Origin of the sequence: Marinobacter sp. DUT-3 (genome assembly GCF_050379435.1) — a bacterium.
In the GTDB taxonomy this organism is placed as follows: domain Bacteria; phylum Pseudomonadota; class Gammaproteobacteria; order Pseudomonadales; family Oleiphilaceae; genus Marinobacter.
In genome coordinates this window covers 102,560-126,246 of sequence record NZ_JBNRMG010000011.1, presented here as the reverse complement: position 1 = coordinate 126,246, position 23,687 = coordinate 102,560, and the positions used below count along the sequence as shown (strand labels likewise).

The window sequence follows — 23,687 nt, the reverse complement described above, 5'->3', positions numbered from 1 at the left end:
AATAAATGTCCCCGGGGTCTTCCCTGGACGGTCCATACCAGTACAAGTGCCGTGCCAGAATCAATAAATCCTTAAAAAACAGTATGTAAGGCTATGTTGAGCGATTGCGCATCCGTTGGCGGGGCAAAAGCTTGCTTCCGATCAGGCGAGCGATTGCTGGCCGGGCAATAAGTTGCCCGTTCGGGGTGGCGATGCCTGGAAAATGGCGGCTGGTTCAGCGTAAACGGAATCGAACCGGAAGGGCGTAGGTAAAGCGGTCGCCGGTCATGGCGTCGGGCACCTCGGGCAGTGGTGCCGCCTGCGCCAGCATATCCATGGCTGCATCGTCCAGCAGGTTGTGGCCGGAGGAGTCCTTCAGGGAATGGTCCAGCAGGGTGCCGTCGCGGTCGAACTCAAAAATAATCACCGGTACGCCTTCCTGCCCCAGGCGGCGGGCTCTGCGCGGATAGTCATAGTATCGGCTCAGGTGCCGGCTCAGCTTTGTCAGGTAGTCGTCCACGTCGGAGGAATCACCGGCGCTGAGTTCAACCTGCTGGGCATCGCTGGTGTCACTGGCGGTTTCTTCTGTGGTCTCTTCGGAGCGTTCTTCCGCTTCGGGGAGGTCAACCTCTTCCACTTTCTCTGTGACCGGCTTTTTCGCGGGCTCGGGCTCCGGTTCGGGTTGCGGCTCCGGTTCAGGTTCCGGCACGATTTCTGGCTCTGGCTCTGGCTCTGGCTCTGGCTCTGGCTCTGGCTCTGGCTCTGGTGCTGGTTCAGGTTCAGGTTCGGCTGGCTGTTCCACCGGCTCTACCTCGGGGGCTTCGTTGCGGGGTGCACCGGCGAGGCTGATTTTCATGGCCGGAGCCGTATTGACGGCGGATTCCCCGAGAGGCTTCAGGGTGGGCACGTTCCGGGGCGCGGCAATAACCACCGCGATGACCGTGATCAGGACCGCCATGACCAGAAACAGCGCCCTTATCTTGCTGCTTGCGATCATTACGATGCGGGCTCCGTCAGCAGGATAACGTCGGTATAGCCGTTGTCTTCCAGCAACTGGAACAGTTCTTCGAGATCCGACATGGAAACATTTTCACCGGCCGCAATTTTCAGCGGGTTGGACTCGTCCGGTGCGGGCAGTCTGCCGGGCAAAGTTTCCCTGGAGAGGGGCTCGCCATCGATGTGCCAGCCTTTGTCTGTCGAGACCATAAGATCTGCGTGAGGTGGCTGTTGACCTTGCGCCTGAGCTGTTGCTGGCAAGTCTGGCAAGGGGGTGTCCGCCAGTTGCCCGGCGACGATAAAGAACATCAGCAGCAGGAACACCAGGTTGATCAGCGGCAGCAGGGCGTCTTCCACGCGCTCCATAAGGGATTTGCCGGAAGTTGACGGCGGTGGAACCAGGTGGGTCACGGACGACTCCCGGACGCCGGGGTCCGTTTCCAGTGCGCAGTAATGCCCTGATTCTCAAGGCTGCTCAGGGTCTGGGTGAAGTGCCTCAGTCCGGTGTCAGGCGCAGTACTGACATTCACCTCTCCGATACCCCCGGATGTCAGTTCGGGTAACAGCTCTGATAGCGGCAGGGTTTGTTCTTTCCACTCCAGACGCCCATCGGCCAGCACGTGTACTTCCGGGATCGGATCGCCGGTGGTCGGGCTGGTATTGCCGGTCTGGTTGGACAACTCCAGGTAGTCCACAGGCAACAGCCTGCTGGTGAGCATGAAAAACACCAGCAGGATGAACACCACATCGATCAGCGGGGTAATCCGGATCGGGAGGGGGCGGCTTGGCCTCGGATCAACCAGTTGCATGGGCAAGATGGCTCTGGGACTCGGTGGTGACTTCGCGGGCGGATTGTGCAGGTTTGTGAGCCGCGGATTCCGGCGCCGGCTTCACGGGAGAAAGCATGGCGTCCTGCTGGCTTTCCAGATCGACAGCCAGCACGCTGACCAGGGCGCCGTTGACCGTTTTGTGGATCCGACGCAGGCGGAACTCGATCCAGGCTGCCAGGGCGGCGAAGGGGATGGCGACTACCAGGCCGGCAGCGGTGGTGGTCAGCGCTTCGTAGATGCCGCCGCTGAGTTGACTGGCGTTGGCGCGGCCTTCGGTGGCGGCCATGGCGCTGAAGGCCTCCATCATGCCAAGGACTGTACCCAGAAGGCCCAGCAACGGTGCGAGTGCCGCAATGACTTCAATGACTTTCAGCGGGGCTTCAAAAGGTTCCAGAGCCTGTTGGGCGTCCCTGGCCGTGGTTTCCCGGATCTGCTGGGGATTGGCGCCGGCCAGCTGACTTTCCATGGTATTGGCCAGCAGGTGGTGCAGGGGGTTCAGTCGTGACCACAGGGTAGACTGTTCACGAAGCCGTGCCGGGGCCCGATCAGACGGATTTTGTTGCCAAATGGTAATCGCATTTTTAAGTTTCCCGGTCAGCCGGGGGGTATAAAAAGTACCGAATAGCATCAGATAGACGAAAGTGACGACCCCGGCAACGGCCAGCGCAAGCAAAACCATCATCACCGGCCCACCCATGTCGATCAGCTGACTGAGCGGCGTTGCCAGGGTATCGGGGGCGTTGGCGAGTGGAAGTTCAGACATGGTTTTGCCTCAGTACTAAAAATTAGATCTAAATAATAACGATTATCACTAAAATTTCAAGTTCCGTAACCTGAGATGCGGCGTGGGGTCTGCTAAAATTCGGTGGTTATATCGTTGACCTAAACATTCTTGTACTAACCTGTGCCTAACTGCCTATTTCAGATCAGGCTGTCTTGTTTCTGTATGTCCGGAGTCACGCTGCTGTGTTGATCAAACGTTGGTTTGGCAGTCTGGTAAATCGTGCCGTTGCCTTCGTAATTCTGGTGATCCTGTTATCGGCGATCGTGGTCACCATTGCCGGCACCCTGATGAGCCGTGACGAGCTGGAAGCACAGGCCAAGGCCGAGGTAGTCACATTTGCCGACCTGGTGGCACAGGATCTGGATGACAAGCTGTCCAACCGCCGCGAAATCCTGGCGGAAATCGCGGGGGATATGACCATGAGCGGGGATGTCCTTGAAGTTCGGGCGAGCATCCTGATTCGCAGGGAAATCGCCTTACGTCACCTGTTCGATGCGTTCTACCTCATTGATGCTGGTGGGAAGGTTCTCGCGGAATATCCGGAGTCTTATGCCCAGAAGGGCCTGGATGTCAGTGGCCGGGAGTATTTCAGAAGAACATTCGAACAGCTGACGCCGGTGATCAGTCATCCCTACCGCTCCTTTTATCAGAATGCCCCGGCGGTGATGATTACCGCTCCGATCTTTGATCACAACGGCCGGTTTATCGGCATGATCGGTGGTGCCATTCTGCTGGAAGCGGACAACTTCATGGGGGATGTCAGCCAGGTGCGTATTGGCAAGTCCGGTTATATTGCTGTCGCCACACGAGGAGGCATTACCCTTGCCCACGGTCGGACCGGGGCGGTGATGGAGCCGGTACCGGCCGATAACCAGGCTGTCCAGCAGGCAATGTCTGGCGTGGAAGGCGTGCTGGAGTCGAACAATGGCGCGGGTGACCAGACTATTATGGCAGTGCGCCAGATGACCGAAGTGCCGTGGTTTGTGGCGGCGGTCTGGCCGGCCAAGGAAGCCTACGCCGCTGCCGGGCGCCTGGTGGATAACCTGCTGTGGGTGCTGATAACGGTGATCGTGATCCTTGCGCCGTTTGCCTTTGTGGTGTTCCGCCGGTTGATGGCACCGATGAAAGTGCTGGGGTACCAGATTACCGAGAGACACCTGGGGGTTCGCACTACGCCGGTGGATGTGTCCGGGGTGCGGGAAATCCGGCAGGTGGCGGAAACGTTCAATACGGTAATGGAAGAGCGGGACGAGGTGCTGTCATCACTGGCCGAGCGGGAAGCGTTTTTCCGTTCGCTGACCCAGAGCGCCCCGATCGGCATCGTCCAGACCGATGTTCTTGGGCGAATTGAGTTTGTGAACCCGACGTTTGAAAAGATCACCGGGAGTGTGGACAACGGCCTGCTCCACAAATACCTGATCGCGGCTGTCCATGAGGACGACCGGGAAGAGGCGCTGCGCGAATGGTATTCGGCTTTGCTTAACCACGAAGTGTTTCGTGGCCGCTTCCGCCTGAAACATACTTCCTCCGGAGAGTCGGTGTGGGCGGATGTGATGACCGCCTCGATAGACACGCCCGAGAAGTCCCTGGGTACCATTACAGTGGTGAGGGATATCACCCGGGAACTGGAAGTGGAAGACGCGCTGCGTGAAGAGCAGCAGCGGGCCGACAGTATTCTTGCCGTGCTGCAGGAAGGGGTTCTGATGGTTGATACCGGTGGTCTTATCCGCTACGCCAACAGGGCCGCCTGTGGCTTTATGGGAAACGGGGAAAACTGCGAGAGCCATAACTTCTTCGAGCGCGTGGTGATCGAGGATGAGACGCGTCAGTGGCAAGCCTCGGACTTTCTCACGGGCGAAGCCTTTGAGAGTCTGTACGTCACCCTCCGTAATGCCAGGGGGCAGCTCTTTGATATCGATCTCACGATGTTGCACCTGCGCAAGGGGCACGAGAATGAACGGCTGGTGTTTGTTCTGCGGGATGACAGCGAACGCCGGCGCCAGGAAGAGCGGCTGTCCTGGGAAGCCACCCACGATAGCCTGACCCAGTTGCTGAATCGGCGGGCGTTCAACGCCTCACTGGTGAAATGCCTGAGTCAGGTTGATGAGCAGGCCTCCGCCAGTGTGTTGATGCTGATTGATCTGGATCACTTCAAGCCGGTCAATGACGAAGGCGGGCACCTGCTTGGGGATGACCTGCTGAAACGCCTGGCCGACCTGCTCAAGGATTCCGTGCGCCAGTCCGACACAGTCGCGCGCCTGGGCGGCGATGAGTTCGGCATTATCCTGCCGGCCTGCGGATTGGAGCGTGCCGAGGTGTTGGCAGAGAAAATCCGGGCTGGAGTCGAGGCCATGCGTATCGAGCAGGATGGACGCTCATTCGGAGTCACCACCTGTATCGGCCTGACCGGACTGTCACCCAGGGACGCCGGGCCCCGAGAAGTGGTGGCCCGTGCCGATGAGGGGTGTTACATCGCCAAGGCCCAGGGGCGGAACAAGGTTGTGGTGGTGCCGGTTCCTGAATCCTGAACTTCCGCGGATCTAAACCATCATGGCACTGGCAGCCTGCCACAGCAGCCTGAGGGCCAGTACCGTCAGTAGAATATTGAAAGCCAGGCTGAACAGCCGGTTGCTCATGGTTCTGAGCATGTGCAGACCTATCCAGGTGCCGGCGAAGCCGAAAGCGATCATGCCCAGAATAAACATCAGCCATTCCCTGAAAATGAAACCGGCGATGCCAAACACCAGGGCCTTGGGGGCATGTTGTAGACACATCGCCGTGGCAAAGGTGGCAACGGTGGTGAACCGGTCGGTATGCATTTGCTTGATGAATGCCGCGACCAGAGGCCCGGTGGCCCCCACGAACAGGCTGACAAAGCTGGTCACCGCGGAGGCCAGGAACACACCGAAAGGCCCAAAGGCGCCCTTGGGTAGATCCGGGCCCCAGCACAGATACAGCACGAACAGTGCGATGGTCAGTTGCCAGAGGTGGGCGGGCAGGTCCACCAGAAGCCAGGCGCCGAGACCCGCCCCGACAAATACGCCGGGTGCGAACGCGGCGATGGTTTTCCAGTCGGTGTGGCGACGGGCGAGAACCGCCCGCCCGCCGTTGGAGCCGAGCTGGATCATGCCATGGACCGGGATGATCGCCGCCGGAGGCACCCACATGGCCATCAGTACCAGTAACAACACGCCTCCGCCGGCCCCCAGACTGGCAGTGATCATGGATGTGATGGCTGAGGCCAATAACAGAAACACCGCGATGTAAGGTGGCAGGGTCTCCGGAATCAGGGTCAGTTCCACGTGTTGTGCCTGGCAGTCAGTCGCAAAAGTCGGTGTCCTTGAGTTTCGGGCTGTTGCACAGAGCCTCGGTGGCCAGTTGCACATCAGCGACATAGTAAAGCGAGGCCAGACCAAACCGATCTCTTCCCAGATTGTGGAAAATCATGCCAAAGGCGATGTCTCCCGCCGTGTAGGTCTCATGGTGACTGGCAAAGTAGGCGGCAGGTTTCGACAGGTCCTCGTCCTCGAGCAAAGTCTTCACCCGCGCGGCGCCACCATGGTAGGCCTGCACCAGCAGCAGCGTGAAGAGCCGGTTCTGCTTGGCCGGGGGCAGGTGGCCAAAACGTTCGTCAAAGGCGGGCTTCAGGTTCTTGGCGTTCTGGTCCATCAGACGCAGGGCGCAATCAATCTGGGCCAGTCGGTGCCAGTAGTGGGTTGGTTTGATTCGGCAATCCTCAAGGGCTGCCGGCGACAGCTGCAGGATGCCCCGGGCGTTGGCGGTGGAGTGGGCCCGTTGCCGGCCGCCACTTTCGATGAGCACCTGGCCCCCAAGGTAGCGAATCAGCTCCGGTGGCAGATTAAGTCGCTGCTGTTGCAGACGCTCGTTGTACACGTACAGCAGCGCGTTGTGGAGGGACTGAGGGGATTCGGCCGAGGCAAAGCTCAGGTCATCCCAAGCGCCCCAGACCAGATTGGCGGGTATGGTGCCGAGATAACGGGCCCTGGCTTCATCCAGGTCAACGTGCGGCTGGTCGCAGGCCAGTGCAAAAGGATAGCCCGTAGTGCCTTTGCTGCCTTTAGCCCAGGCATCGGCGCGACCACTGGAAGCCAGCCGTGCACGGGTAGCGTTGAGTTGCTTCTGGGTCTCCTTACGGCTGTCACCGTCGTTGATGTAGCCAAGGAACTGGCCACGCATATCGTAAAGGATATGACGTTCGCTCTCGGAGCAGTAGCCGGACTCCTTCAATACCCAGCGCCGGATGGTGATGATGTTTTCGTAGACTCCCTGACTGACCCAGTAGGGCGAGCTGCGAACAACGTCCGTCCAGTCGTCAACCGGTTCTGCGCCTTTGGCCATGATCGCCAGAAACAGCAGCGGGATAACCGGGACAACCCGATACAGACTATTGAGTCTTGTCTTCATAAACGTTATACCCGTGATTCCCAAGCTATCAGAATAACAAATGGACGTGACAATGAAGCAATCCGAATACCTCCGATACGATGCCGTTGCCCTTGCCGACCTGATCCGGCACGGGGAAGTGTCTCCCCGGGAAGTCTGCGAGGCCGCAATAGAGCGTGCGACACAGGTCAATGGCAGTCTGAATGCCATCTGCCATCCCCAGTTTTCCGACGCCCTGGATCAGTCCCATGACGGGACAGGCACTTTCGCGGGCGTTCCCCTGTTGCTGAAGGATCTGGCTCAGGAACAGGAGGGTCAGCCGTGTACCTATGGCAGCCGCGGGTTGAAGAATAACATTGCTCCCAGGGATTCGGAGTTCGTTCGCCGCGCCCGGGAAGGGGGGCTGGTGTTCCTGGGACGTACCGCCACCCCGGAGTTTGGCCTGAAAGGGGTGACCGAATCCAGGCTCTGGGGGCCTTCCCGTAATCCCTGGGATACCCGGCTGACGCCAGGTGGCTCCAGTGGCGGTTCCGGAGCGGCGGCTGCGGCCGGCATTGTGCCCATGGCCGGCGCTAATGACGGCGGCGGTTCCATTCGCATCCCGGCGGCCTACAACGGGTTGTTCGGGCTCAAACCTTCCCGTGGTCGTATTTCTTCGGGGCCTTTCGTGGGAGAAGCCTGGACCGGCGCGTCCACAGACCACGTGGTCACCCGTACGGTCCGGGACAGTGCGGCGATGCTGGATGTCCTGGCTGGACCGGCGGCTGGTGATCCGTTCGTGATTCCACCGCCTCCCGAACCCTATGCGGATCTGATGCACCGGACGCCGGAAAAACTCCGCATTGGGGTGTTCACGTCGTCACCCTACCAGACCGAGGTGGCGCCTGAATGTGTGGCCGCGGTTGAGGAAACCGCGCGTTTGCTGGAAAACCTCGGCCACCAGGTGGAGTATGCTCGTCCCGAGTTCGATGGCATGGCGCTGGCGCGTTGTTACCTGGGTCTTTATTTCGGCGAAGTGTCGGTGCTGATGAACAAGGCTAAAACTGAATTCGGTGCCAGCGATGATGATTTTGAGCTGGATACTCGTTTGATCGGCATGCTGGGGCGTACGTTGCCGTTGCCGGAATACGTCAGCCGCCGCCAGCAATGGAACGATTTTTCCCGCGCGCTGGGAGCGTATTTTGGCCGGTTTGATCTGTACCTGTGCCCGACCACCGGCCAGCTACCGGCAAAAATCGGAGAACTGGATACACCGTCTCATCTGCAACTGGCGGCGAAACTGATGCTGGCGTTGAAGGCTGGCAAACTGGTGCACAAGAGTGGCCAGGTTGATCAGATGGCCCTGGAAAGCCTCGCACGCACGCCGTTCACCCAACTGGCTAATCTGACAGGAACCCCGGCAATGTCCGTGCCCCTGCACTGGACGTCGGCGGGCCTGCCGGTCGGCGTGCAGTTCGGAGGAGCCCATGGCAGTGAAGGTTTGCTGCTGCAACTGGCTGCGCAGCTGGAGGAAGCCAATCCCTGGTTCTCCCAATACGAGCGCCTGGAAGAAGGGGTCAACTGAACCCCGGCGTTGCCGGGCAGGGTTGAAATTCCGCTTTGTGATCCGACATAGCCAACTCCACGTTTATCTTTATAGCCGGAACAGGCTATGCTGTATGTCAGGAAGGCCTCAGTCTTCCTGACAGACCCTGATGGCATCGAGGAGGCGAGCGTATTATGAACCAACCGATGGCAATCGACGAACTGGTATCTGTAGCACAGGCCGAGGCCATGGGGGAGTTAGACGCCCCGATGATGGCCATCGTTCTGTCCAGCGAACAAAGCTACGACTTGCCCATCAATTCCCTTGAAACCGATGCCGACAAGGCCCGCTGGGGGTTAATCCTCCGCGCTGCCCGCGAGCATGTGGAAGCGGATGCCGTGGCGGTGCTCTATCCCGCCTGGACCACCATTCGCCACAAAAAGCCTGAGAACGAGACTGCGGACGCGGCCGAGGCAATGACGGAAGATAACGGTGAGGAGGCCGAGCCGTCAGACCCCATCGATACGCTGTTCGTGCAGCTACACACCCGGGACCACGTCTACTGGCGGGGGTTTGAGCAAATCCGTGATCCCAAACATCAGCGCATCATCGGGTTTCGCCGTATCAAGGCCCTGTCTACGGACTACAAGCGGGATGAAGCGCCGTCCGTGACAGCCTGGTTGAGCACTCTGTTCGAACCGTTGCCGGATGAGGGTGAAGAGACTGAGGTGGACCGCGAGCTGGCCGACCTGCTGGAAGAGCCGGAAGTGAGCGCGGCCCTCTACCCGAGGCAGATGCGCGCCCTGCACTGAGACAATGCCGGGGCCCTGAGGGGCTTCCGGCCCGAGTTCAATGCTGGCGGAGGAATGTTAAGAATTCCTTCGCTGGCAGGGGCCTGCTGAACAGGTAACCCTGTATATCATCGCATCCATGGGCCTGCAGGAACGCCAGTTGCTCCTGAGTTTCCACGCCCTCCGCAACGACCCGCATGTTGAGGTTGTGGGCGAGATTGATGATTGTTTCCACAATGGCACCGCTTTGGGCATCCTTGGTGATGTCCACGACAAAGCTGCGGTCGATCTTCAGTATGTCGATCGGAAAGTGCTTCAGGTAGGTCAGGCTTGAGTAGCCGGTACCAAAGTCATCCAGAGCCACGAGAACGCCCTTGTCCCGGAGTGCCTGTAACTGACGTACTGTGACCTCCATTTGGGTCATAATGGCGGTTTCCGTGACTTCAATGGTTAGCAATTCAGGTCTCAGAGAAAGGCTGTCGAGGGTCTGGGTTATCTGTTCGGCAAGCTTGCCGTGACTGAACTGGTGGGCAGAAATATTGATGGCAATACGCACCTCCCGTTGTTCCTGACCTCGCCACTGGCCTATCTGCCGCGTGGCTTCCTCGATGACCCAGGCCCCGATCGGCAGTATCAGGCCCGTTTCTTCCGCGACTGGGATGAAGTCCCCTGGGGAGATCATCCCGTTGTGGGGGTGCTGCCAGCGGATCAGCGCCTCGGCACTCCGGACCTGCCCGGAGGCGAGGTCCAGCTTGGGTTGGTACCATAAGCTCAGTTCGCCGCGGGGGAGGGCCTCACGGAGTGATTGCTCGATATTGAGCCGTTCCCGCACACGGTTGTTCATCTCCGATGAGTAGAACTGGAAACCGTTGCGACCGAGTTCCTTGGCACGGTACATGGCGGTATCGGCGTTACGGAACAGTTCATCGCCGTTCTCGCCGTCCCTGGGATAAATTGCTATGCCGACACTGGCGGAAGCAATGATCTCATGGCCGTTTATGTCAATTTTTCGCTCGAACTGTTTCAGTATTTTTTGCGCCAGACTGGCTACGGACCGTTCGTCCTTCACTCCGGCGGTGAGGATCATGAATTCATCTCCACCCAGCCTGGCAACAGTGTCGCTCTCCCGGACACAGTCCCTCATGCGGGCGGCGACTTTCTGAATCAGAATATCCCCGACGTTATGACCTAGGCCATCGTTCACGCGCTTGAACTGGTCCAGGTCCAGCATTAGCACGGCAAGTTTATCCCCCTCCCGGTGGGCCTGGTGAATGGCGTGGCTTAACCGGTCCTGTAAAAGATTCCGGTTGGGCAGCCCTGTCAGCGAATCGTGGTTTGCCTGATGCTCGAGCGCCGCTTCATACCGCTTTCTGTCGGTTACATCGTTGAATACGCTTATGAAGTGAGCAATTTTTCCTTGTTCATCATGAACTGCCGCCACCGCCACCTCGTTCCAGAACATGCTGCCATCCTTGCGATAGTTTCTCAGGATAACTCTGCCCGATCCGCCGGAGCGCATACAGTGCCGCAGCCGGTCCAGCTCCGGTTGATTCCGGTCGGCTGCCAGCAGGAAACGCGGGCTCAGCCCCATCACCTCATTATGGGAGTATCCTGTCATATCGGTGAAAGCCCGGTTGGCATAGATCACCGGGTTGTCCTGCTCCTTGTCGGCTTTGCAGATCACGATGCCATTGCTGCTTTCCTCAATCGCCCGGTCGTAAAGTTGCAGTTGCCGTGCCCGGCTCTCCAGTTGCAGATAAAGGCTCCGGTTTTCATAGACCCGCCCCGCCATAGCGGCGTGTGTGCTGCAGAGCCATTCGTCTTCTTCGCTGAAGTTCATACCGTCCAGTTTGTTAATCAGACACACCCAACCGTACACTCGGCTTGCAGACATGATTGGCGAAATAACGCAGGAGCGAACGAGCGGGTAACCCTGAGGTAAGCCAATGTTCAGCTCTGAATGATTTTCCGCATTCAGCCTGCGTGGCATTTTCTGTCGGAAAACTTCGCCGGGAACGCCCTGGAAAAGGTCCGGGCAAGGCAGTGCCTGCTCGCTGCCCTGGTTGAATCCGCTGAGAAACAGGCGGATCTGTTGTTCACCGATGTGGCTCTCATTAAGGCAGAGGATGCCATAACTGGCGCCGAGCAGGACGCGGGCATCACGACAGATGGTTTCCAGCATGCGCCCGGCATCCTGCATACCAGAAAGCTGCAGATTGATTTCTGTCAGAGCGGAAAGCCGGCGGTTGGCTTTTTCCAATTCGTCACTTTTGCGGGAAAGCACGTCTGTCAGAACCCGGGTATGCTCGGTGTCAAAGCCCTGATCATCGACCGGAATGCAGGTATTGGATTTTTTGGTGCCTTCTTGCAGTGATTCCTCGATGGTTTCCAGTATGTCTTCCGGTATGCAGGGTTTGTATAGAATGCGCCGGATACCCAGTTGCCGGGCCAGGTTGCGGGCTTCATCCTCCCGGTAGTTGGCTGTGTAAAACATGATTTCCGTGTGCGCGATTTCCGGGTCGTTGCGCACATGCCGCACAAATTCGTATCCGTCCATAACCGGCATCAGCAGGTCGCAGATCACCAGCTCCGGATGTTCTTTGCGGACGAGCGATAGCGCTTCCGCGCCGTCTTCCGCTTCGAGCACGTCATGCCCCAGGTAGCCCGCCAGTGAAGCCACCAGCTCACGGTTTGGTTGATGATCATCAACGATGAGTATCCTTGCCACTGTGCCTGGTCTCCCTGTTTCCGTTGATTACGACTGCAAATTCGCAGGCAACCAATGTTCAACGTGACTGACAAACTGTTCAGGATCTATGGGTTTGGATATGTAACCATTGAATCCGGATGCAAGGATTTTCTGCTCGTCACCTCGCATGGAAAATGCAGTGATAGCGACAATCGGTATGTCTGAATAGGAGGCATCTTTGCGCAACTCTGCCAATAGCTGGTAGCCGTCCATTATCGGCATCTGGATATCGCTCAGTATCAGGTCAGCGCTTGGTTGAAGGTTGCGGGCTACCTGAAGTCCCTGCTTACCGTCCTCCGCCCGGTGGACTTCATGACCGGCGTGTTTTAGCAGGTAAGTGGCAAGCTCAAGGCTGGCAAGGTCGTCTTCAACAACCAGAATCACCGCGCTCATGTTAGCCACCCGGAAGTTGCAAAGTGAATTCGGAGCCCTGGCCGGGTGTGCTGGCCAGGTGTATGGATCCACCCAGTTGTCCCGCCAGTTTCTGGCTGAGATACAAACCCAGGCCGGTACCTTCTGTACGGCGGGCGGAGAGCCCTCCCCGGGAAAACGGCTGGAACAGGTTGTGCTGCACCGACGGCTCAATGCCTGGCCCGGTATCCCGGACTGACACACACACAGACTTGTCAGCAGACGGAGCCAGAGTGAGGCAGACCTCGCCATTTGGAGTGAACTTCAGAGCGTTGCTGGTCAGATTCATGAGAATCTGGCTCAGAGCCCGCCTGTCGGTTTCTATATTGATAGGCTGACCGGGAAGCTCAAGGGTCAGTTGGAGCGCCTGTTCTTTGGCCTGAAGGCAGAAGGTGCCGTGAATTTCCTCTAGCAACTGATTGAGGTTGATCTGTTCCGGGTTGAGTTCCAGTTTACCGGCATCAATTTTCGCAACATCCAGAAGGTCATTGATCAGGGACAGCAGGTGTCCCGCGCTGGACTGGACTGTTTCCAGCTGCTTTTTCTGATCCTGATTGAGAGGGCCCGGCAACCCCATCAGCAGGGTGCCGGTAAAACCGATAATGGCATTCAATGGTGTGCGCAATTCGTGGCTCATGCTGGCCAGGAACTGGTCCTTGGCCTGGTTTGCCATGGCGAGTTCCTCGTTCTTTTCCTGCAGGGCCCGCTCGAAGTGTTTGCGTTCGGTGATGTCCCTGATTGCACTGGATACCAGGATGCCTTCCTCGGTTTCCAGCGGGCTCAGGCTGATTTCGATGGGAAACTCTATGCCCCCTTTGCGCAGCCCGAACAACTCCAGTCCGACCCCCATGGGTCTTACCCGGGGATCTGCAAAGAAACCGTCCCGGTGTCCTATGTGCTGGGAGCGATAGCGCTGGGGCATGAGAATTTCGACGTTTTCCCCAACCATCTCCTCCCTGTGGTAGCCAAACAGGGATTCGGCCTGGGAATTCACCAGCACAATGTGACCATCCTGTTTGACGATAACAATCGCATCCGGAGCGGATTCCAGGAGACCCCGGAATTTCTGTTCCGCTCTCCTTCGTTCGGAGATATCGCGGACGATGGTAACCACCAGCTGGTCACCCTGTATTTCAATCGGGCTGCGAATCACCTCAACGGGAAAGGAATAGCCGTTCCTGTGCCGGCAGAAGCCATCGTTGGTTACACTGGTGTTTTCGTGCAAGCGACCAAGTATGACAGGAGTGGCATTCTGGTCCGTCAGCTGGATCAGGTCACAGAGAGACTGTCCCATGGCATCTGCCCGCGAATACCCCAGAAGCTTCTCAGCTGCCGGGTTCCAGTCACATACCATCCCCTCAGGGGACAGCAGTACCACTCCGTCGGGGGGTGGTTGTTGAATACTATCGTGCTCGCTCCCCACTGGTCTGCGCTCCATGCATGATCGATCAAATGCCTTGTCCGATCGGGAAAGTATGGTCGAAAATTGGCAAGATGCCAGTGGGACAATAATTCAGATTGCCACTGCCCGTTCAGCCACCCAGTACAGGCTCACGGCGCCGACTGTCAGCAGCATGGCGGGTACGGCGGCGCGCTCGTAGACCCGGAACCGGCCACACAGGTAAAGCGCCGGAAACAGAATCACCAGCAATCCCAGCTGACCCAGTTCCACACCCAGGTTGAAGCCAGCCAGAGCGACAACGGTCTGCGACACTCCGGACGTCAGATCCCCCAGCACACTGGCGAAACCGAAACCGTGAATCAGCCCGAATCCGAACGCCAGTTTCCAGGTCTTGCGGCCGAGGATCGGCCAGAATACGTTCAGCGCAGCAACGGCAATGGACAAGGCAATTACCGTTTCCACCCAGGCAATGGGCAGTGTCACGATCTCCAGAGCCGCCAACGCCAGGGTAATCGAGTGGGCCACGGTAAAGGCGGTGACAATGCCTACCAGCTCAAGCAGGCGGGGTTTCAGATCGTGGCCCTGGCCAGAGTGCCCGCGAGACCGGCGGGTTTTCAGCGGCAGGGTGGCCGGTAGCATCAGCACCAGCAGAAACAGGATATGGTCGAGACCAATCAGCAAGTGGATGATGCCCTCGTATAGGAAGGTGCCAAACAGTTTCAGGCTGTTTCCGAGCGCACTGGCGCCGGTGCCCAGAGACATTGTCTGGTCATCGGGCGCCAACACGCCCAAGTGTTCGCCCTGGCGGTCAGTCACGCTGACCAGTGCGCGATGCAACGGGTCCTGTTCAAACAGCAGAGCGTATTTGAGGAACTCCGGTGCCTGGTTATCCGGACACGCAATCTGGTAACGCCCGGCAGCGTATGGGCCGTCGCTGTGGCGTGACAGCCCCCATTGCCTGCCGCTCAACTGGCAGGTACCGCTGGTGTTGCTGAGCGTCAGGCCCTGATCGACCAGGCGGGTGATGGCGTCCCTCCCTGAACGGACTTCGGCGCCGCTGAGTTTGCCATCACCATTGTTGTCGAGGGGCAGGATCAGTGCGAGATCCCTCAGGGCCAGGTCGATGCGAACCTGCGACTGGGTCTGGTCCACATAGATGAAGCTGTCACTGGCCTTGTGGGCCGATGCCGGCAGCGCGAGGATCAGTAGCGCGGAAAAAACGGAAATGAATCGAAGAACTGCAGGGATCATGAGCGCACCTCCGGATAGCGGGCATCGCGCTGGTCATGTTTGTCCAGCCAGGCCCGGACGTCCGCCGCAACCGGGTCGTTACCGGCGGATTCCGCTGCGCGGAGCAGCAGGCGGGTGTCCAGGGGCTCACGCTGGTCCTGCCAGTTGGCCAGAGCGTGGGTCAGGGCCGTTTCGGCATCGCCTTCAATCTCCAGGGCGTAACGTGCGAGATCCCGTTGGTGCAGCAGAGTGCCGCGCCAGCGAGCCTCGGTAAAGCGCTCCTCCAGCATGGCGGAGAGTCGGCCGGCGTCTGTATGTTTGTGGCGCTTCATGGCGATGGCGCGGATGACGGCGAGGGAGTCGACCTGTTCATACGCATCGGTCAGTTTTATCACAGCTTTGTTTTCGCCCCGTTCCAGCAGCCAGTCAGCCAGCTGTGTCCGTGTGTAAAGATCGTCCGGGGCCAGCGCGAGTACCTGCCGCCAGTGTTGTTCTGCCTCCGGCCTGCCCAGTTGCGCGGCAATGTCGGCCAGGGTGCCCAGGGCCCAGATCTGGCTAGTGGCGTCACTGGCGGGCGATTGGCGGGTCTGCGCATGCAGGGATTGGTAAGCCGTTTCCGCATGCCCGGTTCGTGCCTCTACCTGAGCCAGGCAGCTCGCAGCAATCAGGCCGGGGAAATCGTTTGCCAGTTGTTGGCAGTGGGAATGTGCCGATTCATAGTGGCCCTGCACCAGTTCCAGGTTGGCGAGGGTCAGCCGGGCCTGGGTGACCTGCTGGCGGTTACTGTTCGACTCGTTGAGAATGTCGGTCAGTTCCTCGCGGGCGGACTCGAAACGGTGAAGGCTCTGGTTGAGCGTGGCACGGAGAATCTTCAGCCGGTCAGTCATCCGGCTTTCGGGCCAGCGCTCAAATAGTGCCTGGGCATAGCCCAGGTAACGTGGGTCGCCCTGGGAGCGTGCCTGCAGCAGAAAGGCCTGAACCTGGTCGGCAAGTGCCGGGGCAGAATCTGGTGGAGTATCGGGTGTCAGGGCCTCAGAGGGCAGTGTGATCAGTATTTCCTGATCGTCAAACTCTGTCTCAATCGCTGCGGGGGCAGCCAGTGCTGTTTCCATGGCCAGTGCTGTAACCAGCGCGACGATGGAAAAAGCCCTGCGCCGCAGCGCAGGGTGGAGGGCCGTCAACCCAGGATCGGAGTCAGACTGACGGCGGAGCCCGCAGGATTCAAAACAGGTCGTCATAGGCCTGTTCGTTGTCCTTGTCATTGAAGCTGAACTCCAGTTTGTTGATGTTAACCGCATTGCGTTCGTCGTCCGTGCGCTTGATTTCATTCTTCACAAAGGTGGTGAAATCAACCGACAGGCCCGCGCCGCGATTGCTGGAGCCGTCAGAACAGCCCGCCAGCACCAGTGCGGCAACCAGGGTAATGCCTATTCGGAGTGTCATGGCTTTCCTCCCTTACAGACCGTTAGGTGAACCGGCGATCGGTGTCGCGAGGTATGGGAAGGAGGTTTTCAACTCCGCTGGGTCCAGCTGTACACCGTCGGTGAACGGCGCATCCTTGTTGGGAGCGTCTTCGGTCAGTGCCCCCATAACAACCCTGAGCGCAATGTCGACAGTGTCATCCACAGGACGGCGTCCATTGGGGAAGCCTGCGTTGTCAGCCCCAAGTACACCCAGATCGTTCTGTGCCCCTGCCGCCGTGGTGGCGATGTTCGGGTTAAGCCGCAACATTTCCGAAGCGGTGACGCCATCCGGGCCGTTCAGGTCAGGCACACCGGTCAGGAAGGCGGTGACAAGGTCGTTTCTTGGGAAGTTGTTGGGCGCTTCAGCTCCTTCGGCTGCGAACAGAATTTCCAGTAATTCGGGCAGCGTAGGATTGGTCACATAAGTCAGGAACTGGCCATCGTCCTTGGGCTCGCTGGCGTTAAAGGCATCCTTGTCTTTCAGGCCGATAACGACTTCGTTGACCAGCGGCATGCCCAGTCGTGAAACCTGGGTGTAGGCGCCGCCTTCCACGGTTGCGCCCTTGCCGTTGGCAGCCGGCGCCGGGTTCAGCACGCGAGCCTGACGCACGCTGGCGGTGGTCCAGCCGCCAATGACAGGGTCGCCCGAGGCTGTCTGGGCAGTGCCGGTCAGGCAGGCGGTGGGTACTTCCAGAGCGAAGGACGTGGTGTTCTTGTCCGCCAGATCCCCGGCACCTTCGCCATCACGTGGGCCGAGCGGGTCAGTGTTCACCAGGTCGAAAATCTCACCCAGGTTCACTGCAAAGGCTTCCTTGCGCTGACCCACGAATACCCGGCCCTCGGTACCGCATCCTGGAATGGCGATATCAAAGATATGCTGGTTGGCATAGGCTTCGTAGTCACCGAAGGATTTTCCGCCTATGTTGTCCAGTGGTTTGGCGAAAGTTTCGGTACCGGTGGTCGCGTTGGTGGCCGCCTGACGTGTGCCAGAGCGACGGTCCCCGCGGATGACGGTGACGGTGTACTCCTGTCGGAACTGGACATTGTCATTATTGGTGGCATCACCAATGTTTTTCAGCGGTACTGAGACCATTTCGCCACCGACGTCCAGCTGGATGTCGTTGAGGACGTCCTGCATCTGGAAGCGGAAGGTAATGTCTTCCTGGGCGTTGCCAGAGTTATCGATATGAATCTCGTAGATGGCGTCCTCGTCCAGGTCGAAGTAGTTCGGGCCGCCGTACGCGTCCTGAAGCGGGAGATAGTTGGCAATCAGGGTGACGAAGCTTTCCCGACCGCTTTCGTAGCTTCGGAACATGTAGAAGTCGGTGCCATCCACCTTGGGAACTTCGGTGATGAACGGCGCCTCGCGGTGGCTGGAGGCAGAGGCTGTACCTGCAGTCAGACAGATCCCGGCAATCGCGAGGGCGAGGCCGGAGCGTTTAATTACTGTGTTCATTCCGTTTTCCTCATCTATTGTTGGTGTTGCATGGGGAGAAACGGCATGGCTTTGAAAAAAGATGCAGGTCGCAAGCAAAAAAATGACTGGGTGTAAAATCAGTGGGTGTAATTGGGCGACGGTGCATCCTGAGCGGGCCGAAGAACGTAGTAGGCAATAGGTCAGTGGAAGGACAAGGTGCGGAGAACACAATGACAAATCCAGAGGTAGAACAAGAAGAGCTGATGACGCTGCTTGTGGCTGTAGCCCGTAGCGATCGGCAGGCGTTTCAGAAGCTGTATCAGAAGATCGCGGCACGGATGTTCGGTCTGTGCTTCAAACTGGCGGGTCAGCAGGAGCTGGCCGAAGAAGCCTTGCAGGATGCGTTTGTGCAGATCTGGCATCACGCCGGGGAATATCACAGTGATCGGGGGACGCCATTGAGCTGGATGTTGACCATTGCCCGTTATCGAACGCTGGATCTGATGAGGGCCAGGGCTGTGCGCAGAACCGCCGGAGATGAACACCTTCAGCATGTGGAGGATCCCCGCAGCGGCCCCCTGGACCATTCATTGCGACGTGCCGGAGCTGAGCAGTTGACTGGCTGTCTTGATGAACTCAGTGATGTTCAGCGAGACAGTATCCTTTTGTCTTACTACCGGGGATTCACCCATGACGAGCTTGCCCAGGCGCTGAGTTCGCCCATTGGCACCGTCAAAAGCTGGATTCGTCGTGGACTGATGGCGTTAAAGAGGTGCCTGGAACGATGAGAAAGACACCGGAAAGAATTGAGAGTCTCGCGGCAGAGTATGTTCTGGGCTCGCTGAAGGGCAAAGCAAGAAGCCGCTTTGAGCGCTGGATGATGGAGTCGGGCCGGGTCAGGCAGGAAGTCTGGTACTGGGAGGAGAAACTTGGCCAACTGGGTGACCAGGTGCCGGATCGGGAGCCCCCGAAATCTGTATGGCTGGCAATACAGAAGCGGCTGTGGCCGCAGGAAGAAAGGCACTCGACTTCGCCCAAACAGGCTGCAAACCGGATTTGGCCAGTCTGGAGTCTGTTCGCGACGGCGGCGGCACTGGTGCTGGCGGTCACGCTGGTTCAGCAGCCAACGCTCGAGCCGGATTCCCGGCTTTCTGGCGCCATTGTTCAGGCAGACGTCAGTGATCCGCTGTGGCTGGTCAGTGAATCCAGTCGTGACAGTCGTCTGCGATTGAGGTCTGTGGCGGCTACCTCGGCCGAGGCCGGGAAAGACTATGAATTATGGATCGTGCCGGATAACGGCAACCCGCTGTCCCTGGGCGTGATACCGGTCGGTGATATGTATCAGGTGGAACTCACGGACGAAGCCCGTGAAACCCTGAGCCAGAGCCGTACTCTGGCCATCAGTCTGGAGCCGCGGGGTGGCTCGCCCACCGGCGCGCCCACCGGCCCGATCCTGCACGTCACCAAGCTTTACGAGCTGTAACCGGGCCTCTCAGTTGGACGCGAGCAGCGTGATGCACAATTGGGCGTTCTGGACAAAGTGGCCGAAGGCGGTCAATTGTTCATCTGAGGGCACGTAATCACCGGCGGCGTTGTCGGCATAGAACAGACCGACCAGCCGCCCCTTGGCGGTCAGCGGGCCGATCAACGCCGGCACTTTACCCAGCCAGCGATCATAGGGTACGCCTTCGTCCGCTGGGCCGGGGCTGAATACTTCACAGGCGGCGTGGGGAAGCAGGTTGCCAAGGGGGCCAGTGCCATCCTTGGCAATGACAAAGTCTTCGCGCCAGTTTTCCGAGCCTCGTCCGCCTACTTTACGGGGGATTAACTGGTGGCCGGTTTTGTCGGTCATCAGCAGGGCCACCCGTTGCATGCCAATCGCCCGGTGGATGCCCTCGATCACCAGCTGGCACACCTCGTTGATATCCGGTTTCTCGGTCAGGCTCAGGGTCAGATCCCGAAGGATCTGCAATTGCAGCGCCGGATCCATATCCGGCGCCCGGGCGGACTGGCGGTCGGCGCTGTCCTCGTTGCCCGGCATCAGGGCGGTGACCTGGGGAATACCGAGGGAAACGGCCACCCTGGCGGCTTCCTGGGCGTTGACCTTGAGCTGATCGCGGATCGCGGCCGGTGTCTCGCCGGTATCTTTACCCAATCGCTCCAGCACCTTGTCCATCTCGGCGCCGCGCCAGCCGTTTTCCGACAGCCGGGCCATTTCCACCGAGTTGCGCACCAGGCTGGCGGCCTTGGAGTTGGCCTGGCCGGGAGAGACCACATCCTTGATGAACGGCCCCAGTGCCCAGGCGTCCACCAGGCCCCGGGTGATTTCCGTGAAAGTGCTGTGCAGTACCGATTTCTGCGCCTCTACCGGTGGCTCGTCCAGGCGCAGCCGCTGCTCCAGTTCGGTGGCCTGTTCGGTCTCGCAGGACCAGAACGCCAGTTCGCCAATGTTCATCAGCAAGGCCCCGATGAAGACTTCCTCCAGGGCGTTTTCATTGCGTTTGGGCATCAGGCAGCGGGCCTGAACGGCGGAATGGATAGCCCTGGCAAGACATCGAAGCAAGTGTGGCCGGTCATTGCGTTGCAGTAGCGCATCCACAATCAAGGAAGATATGGCCATGGATTTCACGGAATCGAAGCCAATCAGGGTAATCGCACGGCTGACCGTACTGACCTGGGTCCGGGTCTGGTTGTAGAACACGGTGTTGGACAACCGCAATACCTGGGAGGTGAGCTGGGCGTCGTTGAGTATCACGTTGGCCAGCTCATTGACCGTACTGTTTGTGCTGTCGGTCAGCTCGTTGATGCGTTTCAGGGTATTGGCCAGTACCGGCAGTTCAACCTTGCTGAGATAGGTCACCCATGCCTGGGTGGAGTTCATCCTTGAGGGCGGATTAACGGTTTTTGTTGTCACGTTATTTATTCACTCTGGTGCGCGCCTCGGGATTGAAAGGTTCTTTTAATACCTGAGTTTAGCGCAGGGCGATGGAGAGTGTCGGTAACAGAACGTGTACGGGGATGTACCAAGCGTCGTGAATTCGGGTTTGGCCGGGGATTAGGCTATAATGGCCGGTTTTAACATTGCACCCACAAGGCGCTGACAAGGCTGATCCGTGATTGTATTTGACCAGGTCCAGAAGTCATACCAGGTAGGCGGGCGGGCGATCCCTGCGTTGCATCCCACCAGTATGACCATTGAAACCGGCGAGGTGTTTGGCATCGTCGGTCACTCCGGCGCGGGGAAATCCACCCTGGTTCGCCTGATTAACCTGCTGGAGCCGCCCACCGGCGGTCGCATTCTTGTTGATGATGAAAACATCACCGACTACGACGCCGCCGAGCTGCGGGCTTTCCGTCGCAAGGTCGGCATGATCTTCCAGCATTTCAACCTGCTGTCGTCTAAAACAGTGGCGGACAACATTGCGTTCCCGATGAAGCTGGCGGGCATATACTCCCGCACCGAGATTCGCGAGCGGGTGGAGGAATTGCTGGCCCGGGTCAGCCTGGCGGATCACGCCAACAAGTACCCCTCGCAGCTGTCCGGTGGACAGAAACAGCGGGTCGGTATTGCCCGCGCCCTGGCCTGTCGCCCCACCATTCTGCTGTGTGATGAAGCCACCAGCGCTCTGGATCCCCAGACCACGCAATCGGTGCTGCGTCTGCTGGCGGATATTAACCGCGAGCTGGGCCTCACTATTGTACTGATCACCCACGAAATGGATGTGGTACGCCGTGTCTGCGATCGGGTGGCGGTCATGGACGCCGGTGAAGTGGTCGAAATGGGTGCGGTCAGCGATGTGTTTCTCCATCCGCAACATCCCACCACCCGGGACTTCGTGTTCGAGAGTGAAAATATTGATCACGACGAAATGCAGGAAGATCTGCAAAAAGCCAATGGCCGCATCCTGCGCCTGACGTTCCGCGGCGAATCCACCTACAAGCCGTTGCTGGGCAGCGTAGCGCGGGAATCCGGTGTGGATTTCAGCATCCTGTCCGGTCGTATTGATCACATCAAGGACACGCCCTACGGCCAGTTGACCCTGTCCCTGGTCGGCGGTGACCTGGACGTGGCGATGCAAGCGCTGGAAGCGGCAGAAGTTCACGTGGAGGTGGTACGCTGATGGAAGCTTTACTGAGTAACGTGGATTGGGCGGAAATCGGCATCGCCAGTTGGGACACCCTGGTGATGGTGGGTATGTCCCTGCTGTTCAGTGTGTTGATCGGCCTGCCGATTGGCGTGCTGTTGTTCCTGTTTGGCAAGCGTCAGTTGTTGGAGCAGCCGGTGGCTTACGCGGTGTTGTCGTTCGTGGTGAACGTGCTGCGCTCGGTGCCCTTCATCATCCTGCTGATTGTGATGATTCCGTTTACGGTAATGCTGATCGGAACGTCCCTTGGTGTCGCAGGTGCGATCCCACCCCTGGTGGCCGGCGGTGCGCCCTTCTTCGCCCGGTTGGTGGAGACGTCTTTGCGGGAAGTAGACCGAGGCATCATTGAAGCAACCCAGGCGATGGGCGCCAACGTGAGGCAGATTATTCTCGGCGCCTTGCTGCCGGAAGCGCTTCCGGGCATCATCGCTGGCATTACGGTCACGGCGATTACACTGGTCTCCTATGCGGCCATGTCCGGTGTCATTGGCGGCGGCGGTCTGGGTGACCTGGCGATCCGCTTCGGGTATCAACGATTCCAGACCGATGTGATGGTGATTACCGTCGCACTGTTGGTCATTTTTGTGCAACTGCTGCAGATGGCCGGGGATCGCCTGGTTCTGTATTTCAGCCGTAAATAACATCAAACGGGAGAACGTGTTTATGAACTTCAAGAAAGCCCTGGTGGCCCTGGCCGCCGTTGCAACCTTCTCTTCTGCTGTCTCCGCAGAAAAGCTCTCTGTGGCGGCTACCCCGGTGCCTCACGCGGAAATTCTGGAATTTGTGAAGCCGCAGCTGGCTGAGCAGGGTGTCGAGCTGGACGTAAAAGTGTTCACCGATTACATCCAGCCGAACATTCAGGTGGATCAAAAGCGGATGGACGCCAACTTCTTCCAGCACCAGCCGTATCTGGACGAATTCAACGATGGCCGTGGTACCGACCTGGTCACCGTGACCGGTGTACACGTGGAGCCGTTCGGCGCCTATTCCAGCAAGATCGACTCACTGGAAGACCTGCAGGAAGGTGCCGTGGTGGCCATCCCGAACGATCCCACCAACGGTGGCCGCGCTCTGCTGTTGCTGCAGAAAGCCGGGCTGATCAAGCTGGAAGATAAGAGCAAGATCACCGCAACGCCGCGCGACATTGCCGAGAACCCGAAAGATCTGGACTTCAAGGAACTGGAAGCTGCCACACTGCCGCGCATTCTGGGGCAGGTGGACGTAGCACTGATCAACACCAACTATGCGCTGGAAGCCGGTCTGAACCCGTCCGAAGATGCACTGGTGATTGAAGGCTCCGAATCGCCCTACGTCAACATTCTGGTTGCCCGTCCGGACAACAAGGACAGCGACGCCATGCAGAAACTGGCGAATGCCCTGAAGTCTGACGCGGTGAAGGATTTCATCATGGAGAAGTATGAAGGTGCGGTCGTTCCCGCCTTCTGATTTTTCCTCGGGTTTCTGAAAAGGCCGGGTTCCGTTGGAATCCGGCCTTTTTTGTTTTCGGGTTGGCCGAAATGACGCTGTCGGTGTCAACCATGTCATAGAGCCGTGTTGTTTA

At 58.6% G+C, this 23,687-nt stretch carries 22 protein-coding genes; 8 read left to right on the top strand and 14 right to left on the bottom strand.

Features of this window, described 5'->3' with window-relative positions:
* Positions 1–214: 214 nt before the first annotated feature.
* From ACQUWM_RS15840 to ACQUWM_RS15825, 4 genes are read right to left on the bottom strand one after another with little or no spacing between them, the layout of a single operon-like run.
* Entirely contained in the window at positions 215–976 is a 762-nt protein-coding gene (locus ACQUWM_RS15840) for an energy transducer TonB (protein WP_428922796.1), read from the bottom strand.
* Positions 976–1,386, bottom strand: a complete 411-nt coding sequence (locus ACQUWM_RS15835; protein WP_428922795.1) for an ExbD/TolR family protein — start codon at positions 1,384–1,386, stop codon at positions 976–978. Before ACQUWM_RS15835 ends, ACQUWM_RS15840 begins: the two co-directional genes overlap by 1 nt.
* Positions 1,383–1,784, bottom strand: a complete 402-nt coding sequence (locus ACQUWM_RS15830) for an ExbD/TolR family protein (RefSeq protein ID WP_407001842.1) — start codon at positions 1,782–1,784, stop codon at positions 1,383–1,385. Before ACQUWM_RS15830 ends, ACQUWM_RS15835 begins: the two co-directional genes overlap by 4 nt.
* The gene (locus ACQUWM_RS15825) at positions 1,771–2,568 is read right to left on the bottom strand and encodes a MotA/TolQ/ExbB proton channel family protein (protein WP_407001843.1); all 798 of its coding nucleotides are present in this window, start codon (positions 2,566–2,568) and stop codon (positions 1,771–1,773) included. The genes ACQUWM_RS15830 and ACQUWM_RS15825 overlap by 14 nt, the downstream gene beginning before the upstream one ends.
* A 203-nt stretch (positions 2,569–2,771) precedes the next feature.
* Here ACQUWM_RS15825 and ACQUWM_RS15820 point away from each other — a divergent pair, with 203 nt between their 5' ends.
* Positions 2,772–5,117, top strand: a complete 2,346-nt coding sequence (locus tag ACQUWM_RS15820; protein ID WP_428922794.1) for a sensor domain-containing diguanylate cyclase — start codon at positions 2,772–2,774, stop codon at positions 5,115–5,117.
* Positions 5,118–5,129: 12 nt separating this feature from the next.
* Here ACQUWM_RS15820 and ACQUWM_RS15815 read toward each other — a convergent pair whose 3' ends face one another.
* Positions 5,130–5,891, bottom strand: coding sequence for a sulfite exporter TauE/SafE family protein (locus tag ACQUWM_RS15815; RefSeq protein ID WP_428922793.1), 762 nt, complete (start codon positions 5,889–5,891; stop codon positions 5,130–5,132).
* A gap of 16 nt (positions 5,892–5,907) precedes the next feature.
* Positions 5,908–7,014: a hypothetical protein gene (locus tag ACQUWM_RS15810; RefSeq protein ID WP_428922792.1), complete on the bottom strand. Its 1,107-nt coding sequence runs from the start codon at positions 7,012–7,014 to the stop codon at positions 5,908–5,910.
* A 52-nt stretch (positions 7,015–7,066) separates the two neighbouring features.
* Here ACQUWM_RS15810 and ACQUWM_RS15805 point away from each other — a divergent pair, with 52 nt between their 5' ends.
* Together ACQUWM_RS15805 and ACQUWM_RS15800 are read left to right on the top strand one after the other, a co-directional pair.
* Positions 7,067–8,557, top strand: a complete 1,491-nt coding sequence (locus ACQUWM_RS15805; RefSeq protein ID WP_407001848.1) for an amidase — start codon at positions 7,067–7,069, stop codon at positions 8,555–8,557.
* Between the two features lie 155 nt (positions 8,558–8,712).
* A complete protein-coding gene (locus ACQUWM_RS15800; RefSeq protein ID WP_407001849.1) occupies positions 8,713–9,330 on the top strand; it encodes a hypothetical protein in 618 nt (205 codons plus the stop codon).
* A 37-nt stretch (positions 9,331–9,367) separates the two neighbouring features.
* Here the strand turns inward: ACQUWM_RS15800 and ACQUWM_RS15795 are convergent, their stop codons facing one another.
* From ACQUWM_RS15795 to ACQUWM_RS15765, 7 genes are all read right to left on the bottom strand, one after another.
* Positions 9,368–12,037 carry an EAL domain-containing protein gene (locus ACQUWM_RS15795; RefSeq protein WP_428922791.1) on the bottom strand — a complete coding sequence of 890 codons (2,670 nt, stop codon included), beginning with the start codon at positions 12,035–12,037 and terminating at the stop codon, positions 9,368–9,370.
* 27 nt (positions 12,038–12,064) lie between these two features.
* Positions 12,065–12,451 carry a response regulator gene (locus ACQUWM_RS15790; protein ID WP_407001851.1) on the bottom strand — a complete coding sequence of 129 codons (387 nt, stop codon included), beginning with the start codon at positions 12,449–12,451 and terminating at the stop codon, positions 12,065–12,067.
* Between the two features lies 1 nt (position 12,452).
* Positions 12,453–13,907 carry a PAS domain S-box protein gene (locus ACQUWM_RS15785; RefSeq protein WP_428922790.1) on the bottom strand — a complete coding sequence of 485 codons (1,455 nt, stop codon included), beginning with the start codon at positions 13,905–13,907 and terminating at the stop codon, positions 12,453–12,455.
* 75 nt (positions 13,908–13,982) lie between these two features.
* On the bottom strand, positions 13,983–15,122 hold the full coding sequence (locus ACQUWM_RS15780; RefSeq protein WP_428922789.1) for a HupE/UreJ family protein: 1,140 nt from the start codon (positions 15,120–15,122) through the stop codon (positions 13,983–13,985).
* Entirely contained in the window at positions 15,119–16,339 is a 1,221-nt protein-coding gene (locus ACQUWM_RS15775) for a tetratricopeptide repeat protein (RefSeq protein ID WP_428922788.1), read from the bottom strand. The genes ACQUWM_RS15780 and ACQUWM_RS15775 overlap by 4 nt, the downstream gene beginning before the upstream one ends.
* Entirely contained in the window at positions 16,323–16,544 is a 222-nt protein-coding gene (locus ACQUWM_RS15770; protein ID WP_407001856.1) for a hypothetical protein, read from the bottom strand. Before ACQUWM_RS15770 ends, ACQUWM_RS15775 begins: the two co-directional genes overlap by 17 nt.
* Positions 16,545–16,556: 12 nt before the next feature.
* Positions 16,557–18,020 carry a DUF4331 domain-containing protein gene (locus tag ACQUWM_RS15765; RefSeq protein WP_407001857.1) on the bottom strand — a complete coding sequence of 488 codons (1,464 nt, stop codon included), beginning with the start codon at positions 18,018–18,020 and terminating at the stop codon, positions 16,557–16,559.
* Between the two features lie 191 nt (positions 18,021–18,211).
* Here ACQUWM_RS15765 and ACQUWM_RS15760 point away from each other — a divergent pair, with 191 nt between their 5' ends.
* Complete coding sequence (locus ACQUWM_RS15760) at positions 18,212–18,769, top strand: sigma-70 family RNA polymerase sigma factor (protein ID WP_407001858.1); 558 nt, start codon at positions 18,212–18,214, stop codon at positions 18,767–18,769.
* Positions 18,766–19,464, top strand: a complete 699-nt coding sequence (locus ACQUWM_RS15755; RefSeq protein WP_428922787.1) for an anti-sigma factor — start codon at positions 18,766–18,768, stop codon at positions 19,462–19,464. The genes ACQUWM_RS15760 and ACQUWM_RS15755 overlap by 4 nt, the downstream gene beginning before the upstream one ends.
* A gap of 9 nt (positions 19,465–19,473) precedes the next feature.
* Here the strand turns inward: ACQUWM_RS15755 and ACQUWM_RS15750 are convergent, their stop codons facing one another.
* Positions 19,474–20,895, bottom strand: a complete 1,422-nt coding sequence (locus tag ACQUWM_RS15750; protein WP_407001860.1) for an HDOD domain-containing protein — start codon at positions 20,893–20,895, stop codon at positions 19,474–19,476.
* Positions 20,896–21,094: 199 nt separating this feature from the next.
* Between ACQUWM_RS15750 and ACQUWM_RS15745 the strand changes: the two genes are divergently transcribed.
* Genes ACQUWM_RS15745 through ACQUWM_RS15735 form a run of 3 tightly spaced genes read left to right on the top strand, consistent with a single transcriptional unit; the run spans position 21,095 to position 23,572 of the window.
* Positions 21,095–22,102, top strand: coding sequence for a methionine ABC transporter ATP-binding protein (locus tag ACQUWM_RS15745; RefSeq protein ID WP_407001862.1), 1,008 nt, complete (start codon positions 21,095–21,097; stop codon positions 22,100–22,102).
* Positions 22,102–22,767, top strand: a complete 666-nt coding sequence (locus tag ACQUWM_RS15740) for a methionine ABC transporter permease (RefSeq protein ID WP_406986635.1) — start codon at positions 22,102–22,104, stop codon at positions 22,765–22,767. The genes ACQUWM_RS15745 and ACQUWM_RS15740 overlap by 1 nt, the downstream gene beginning before the upstream one ends.
* 22 nt (positions 22,768–22,789) lie before the next feature.
* Positions 22,790–23,572, top strand: a complete 783-nt coding sequence (locus ACQUWM_RS15735; RefSeq protein ID WP_407001863.1) for a MetQ/NlpA family ABC transporter substrate-binding protein — start codon at positions 22,790–22,792, stop codon at positions 23,570–23,572.
* Positions 23,573–23,687: the final 115 nt, after the last annotated feature.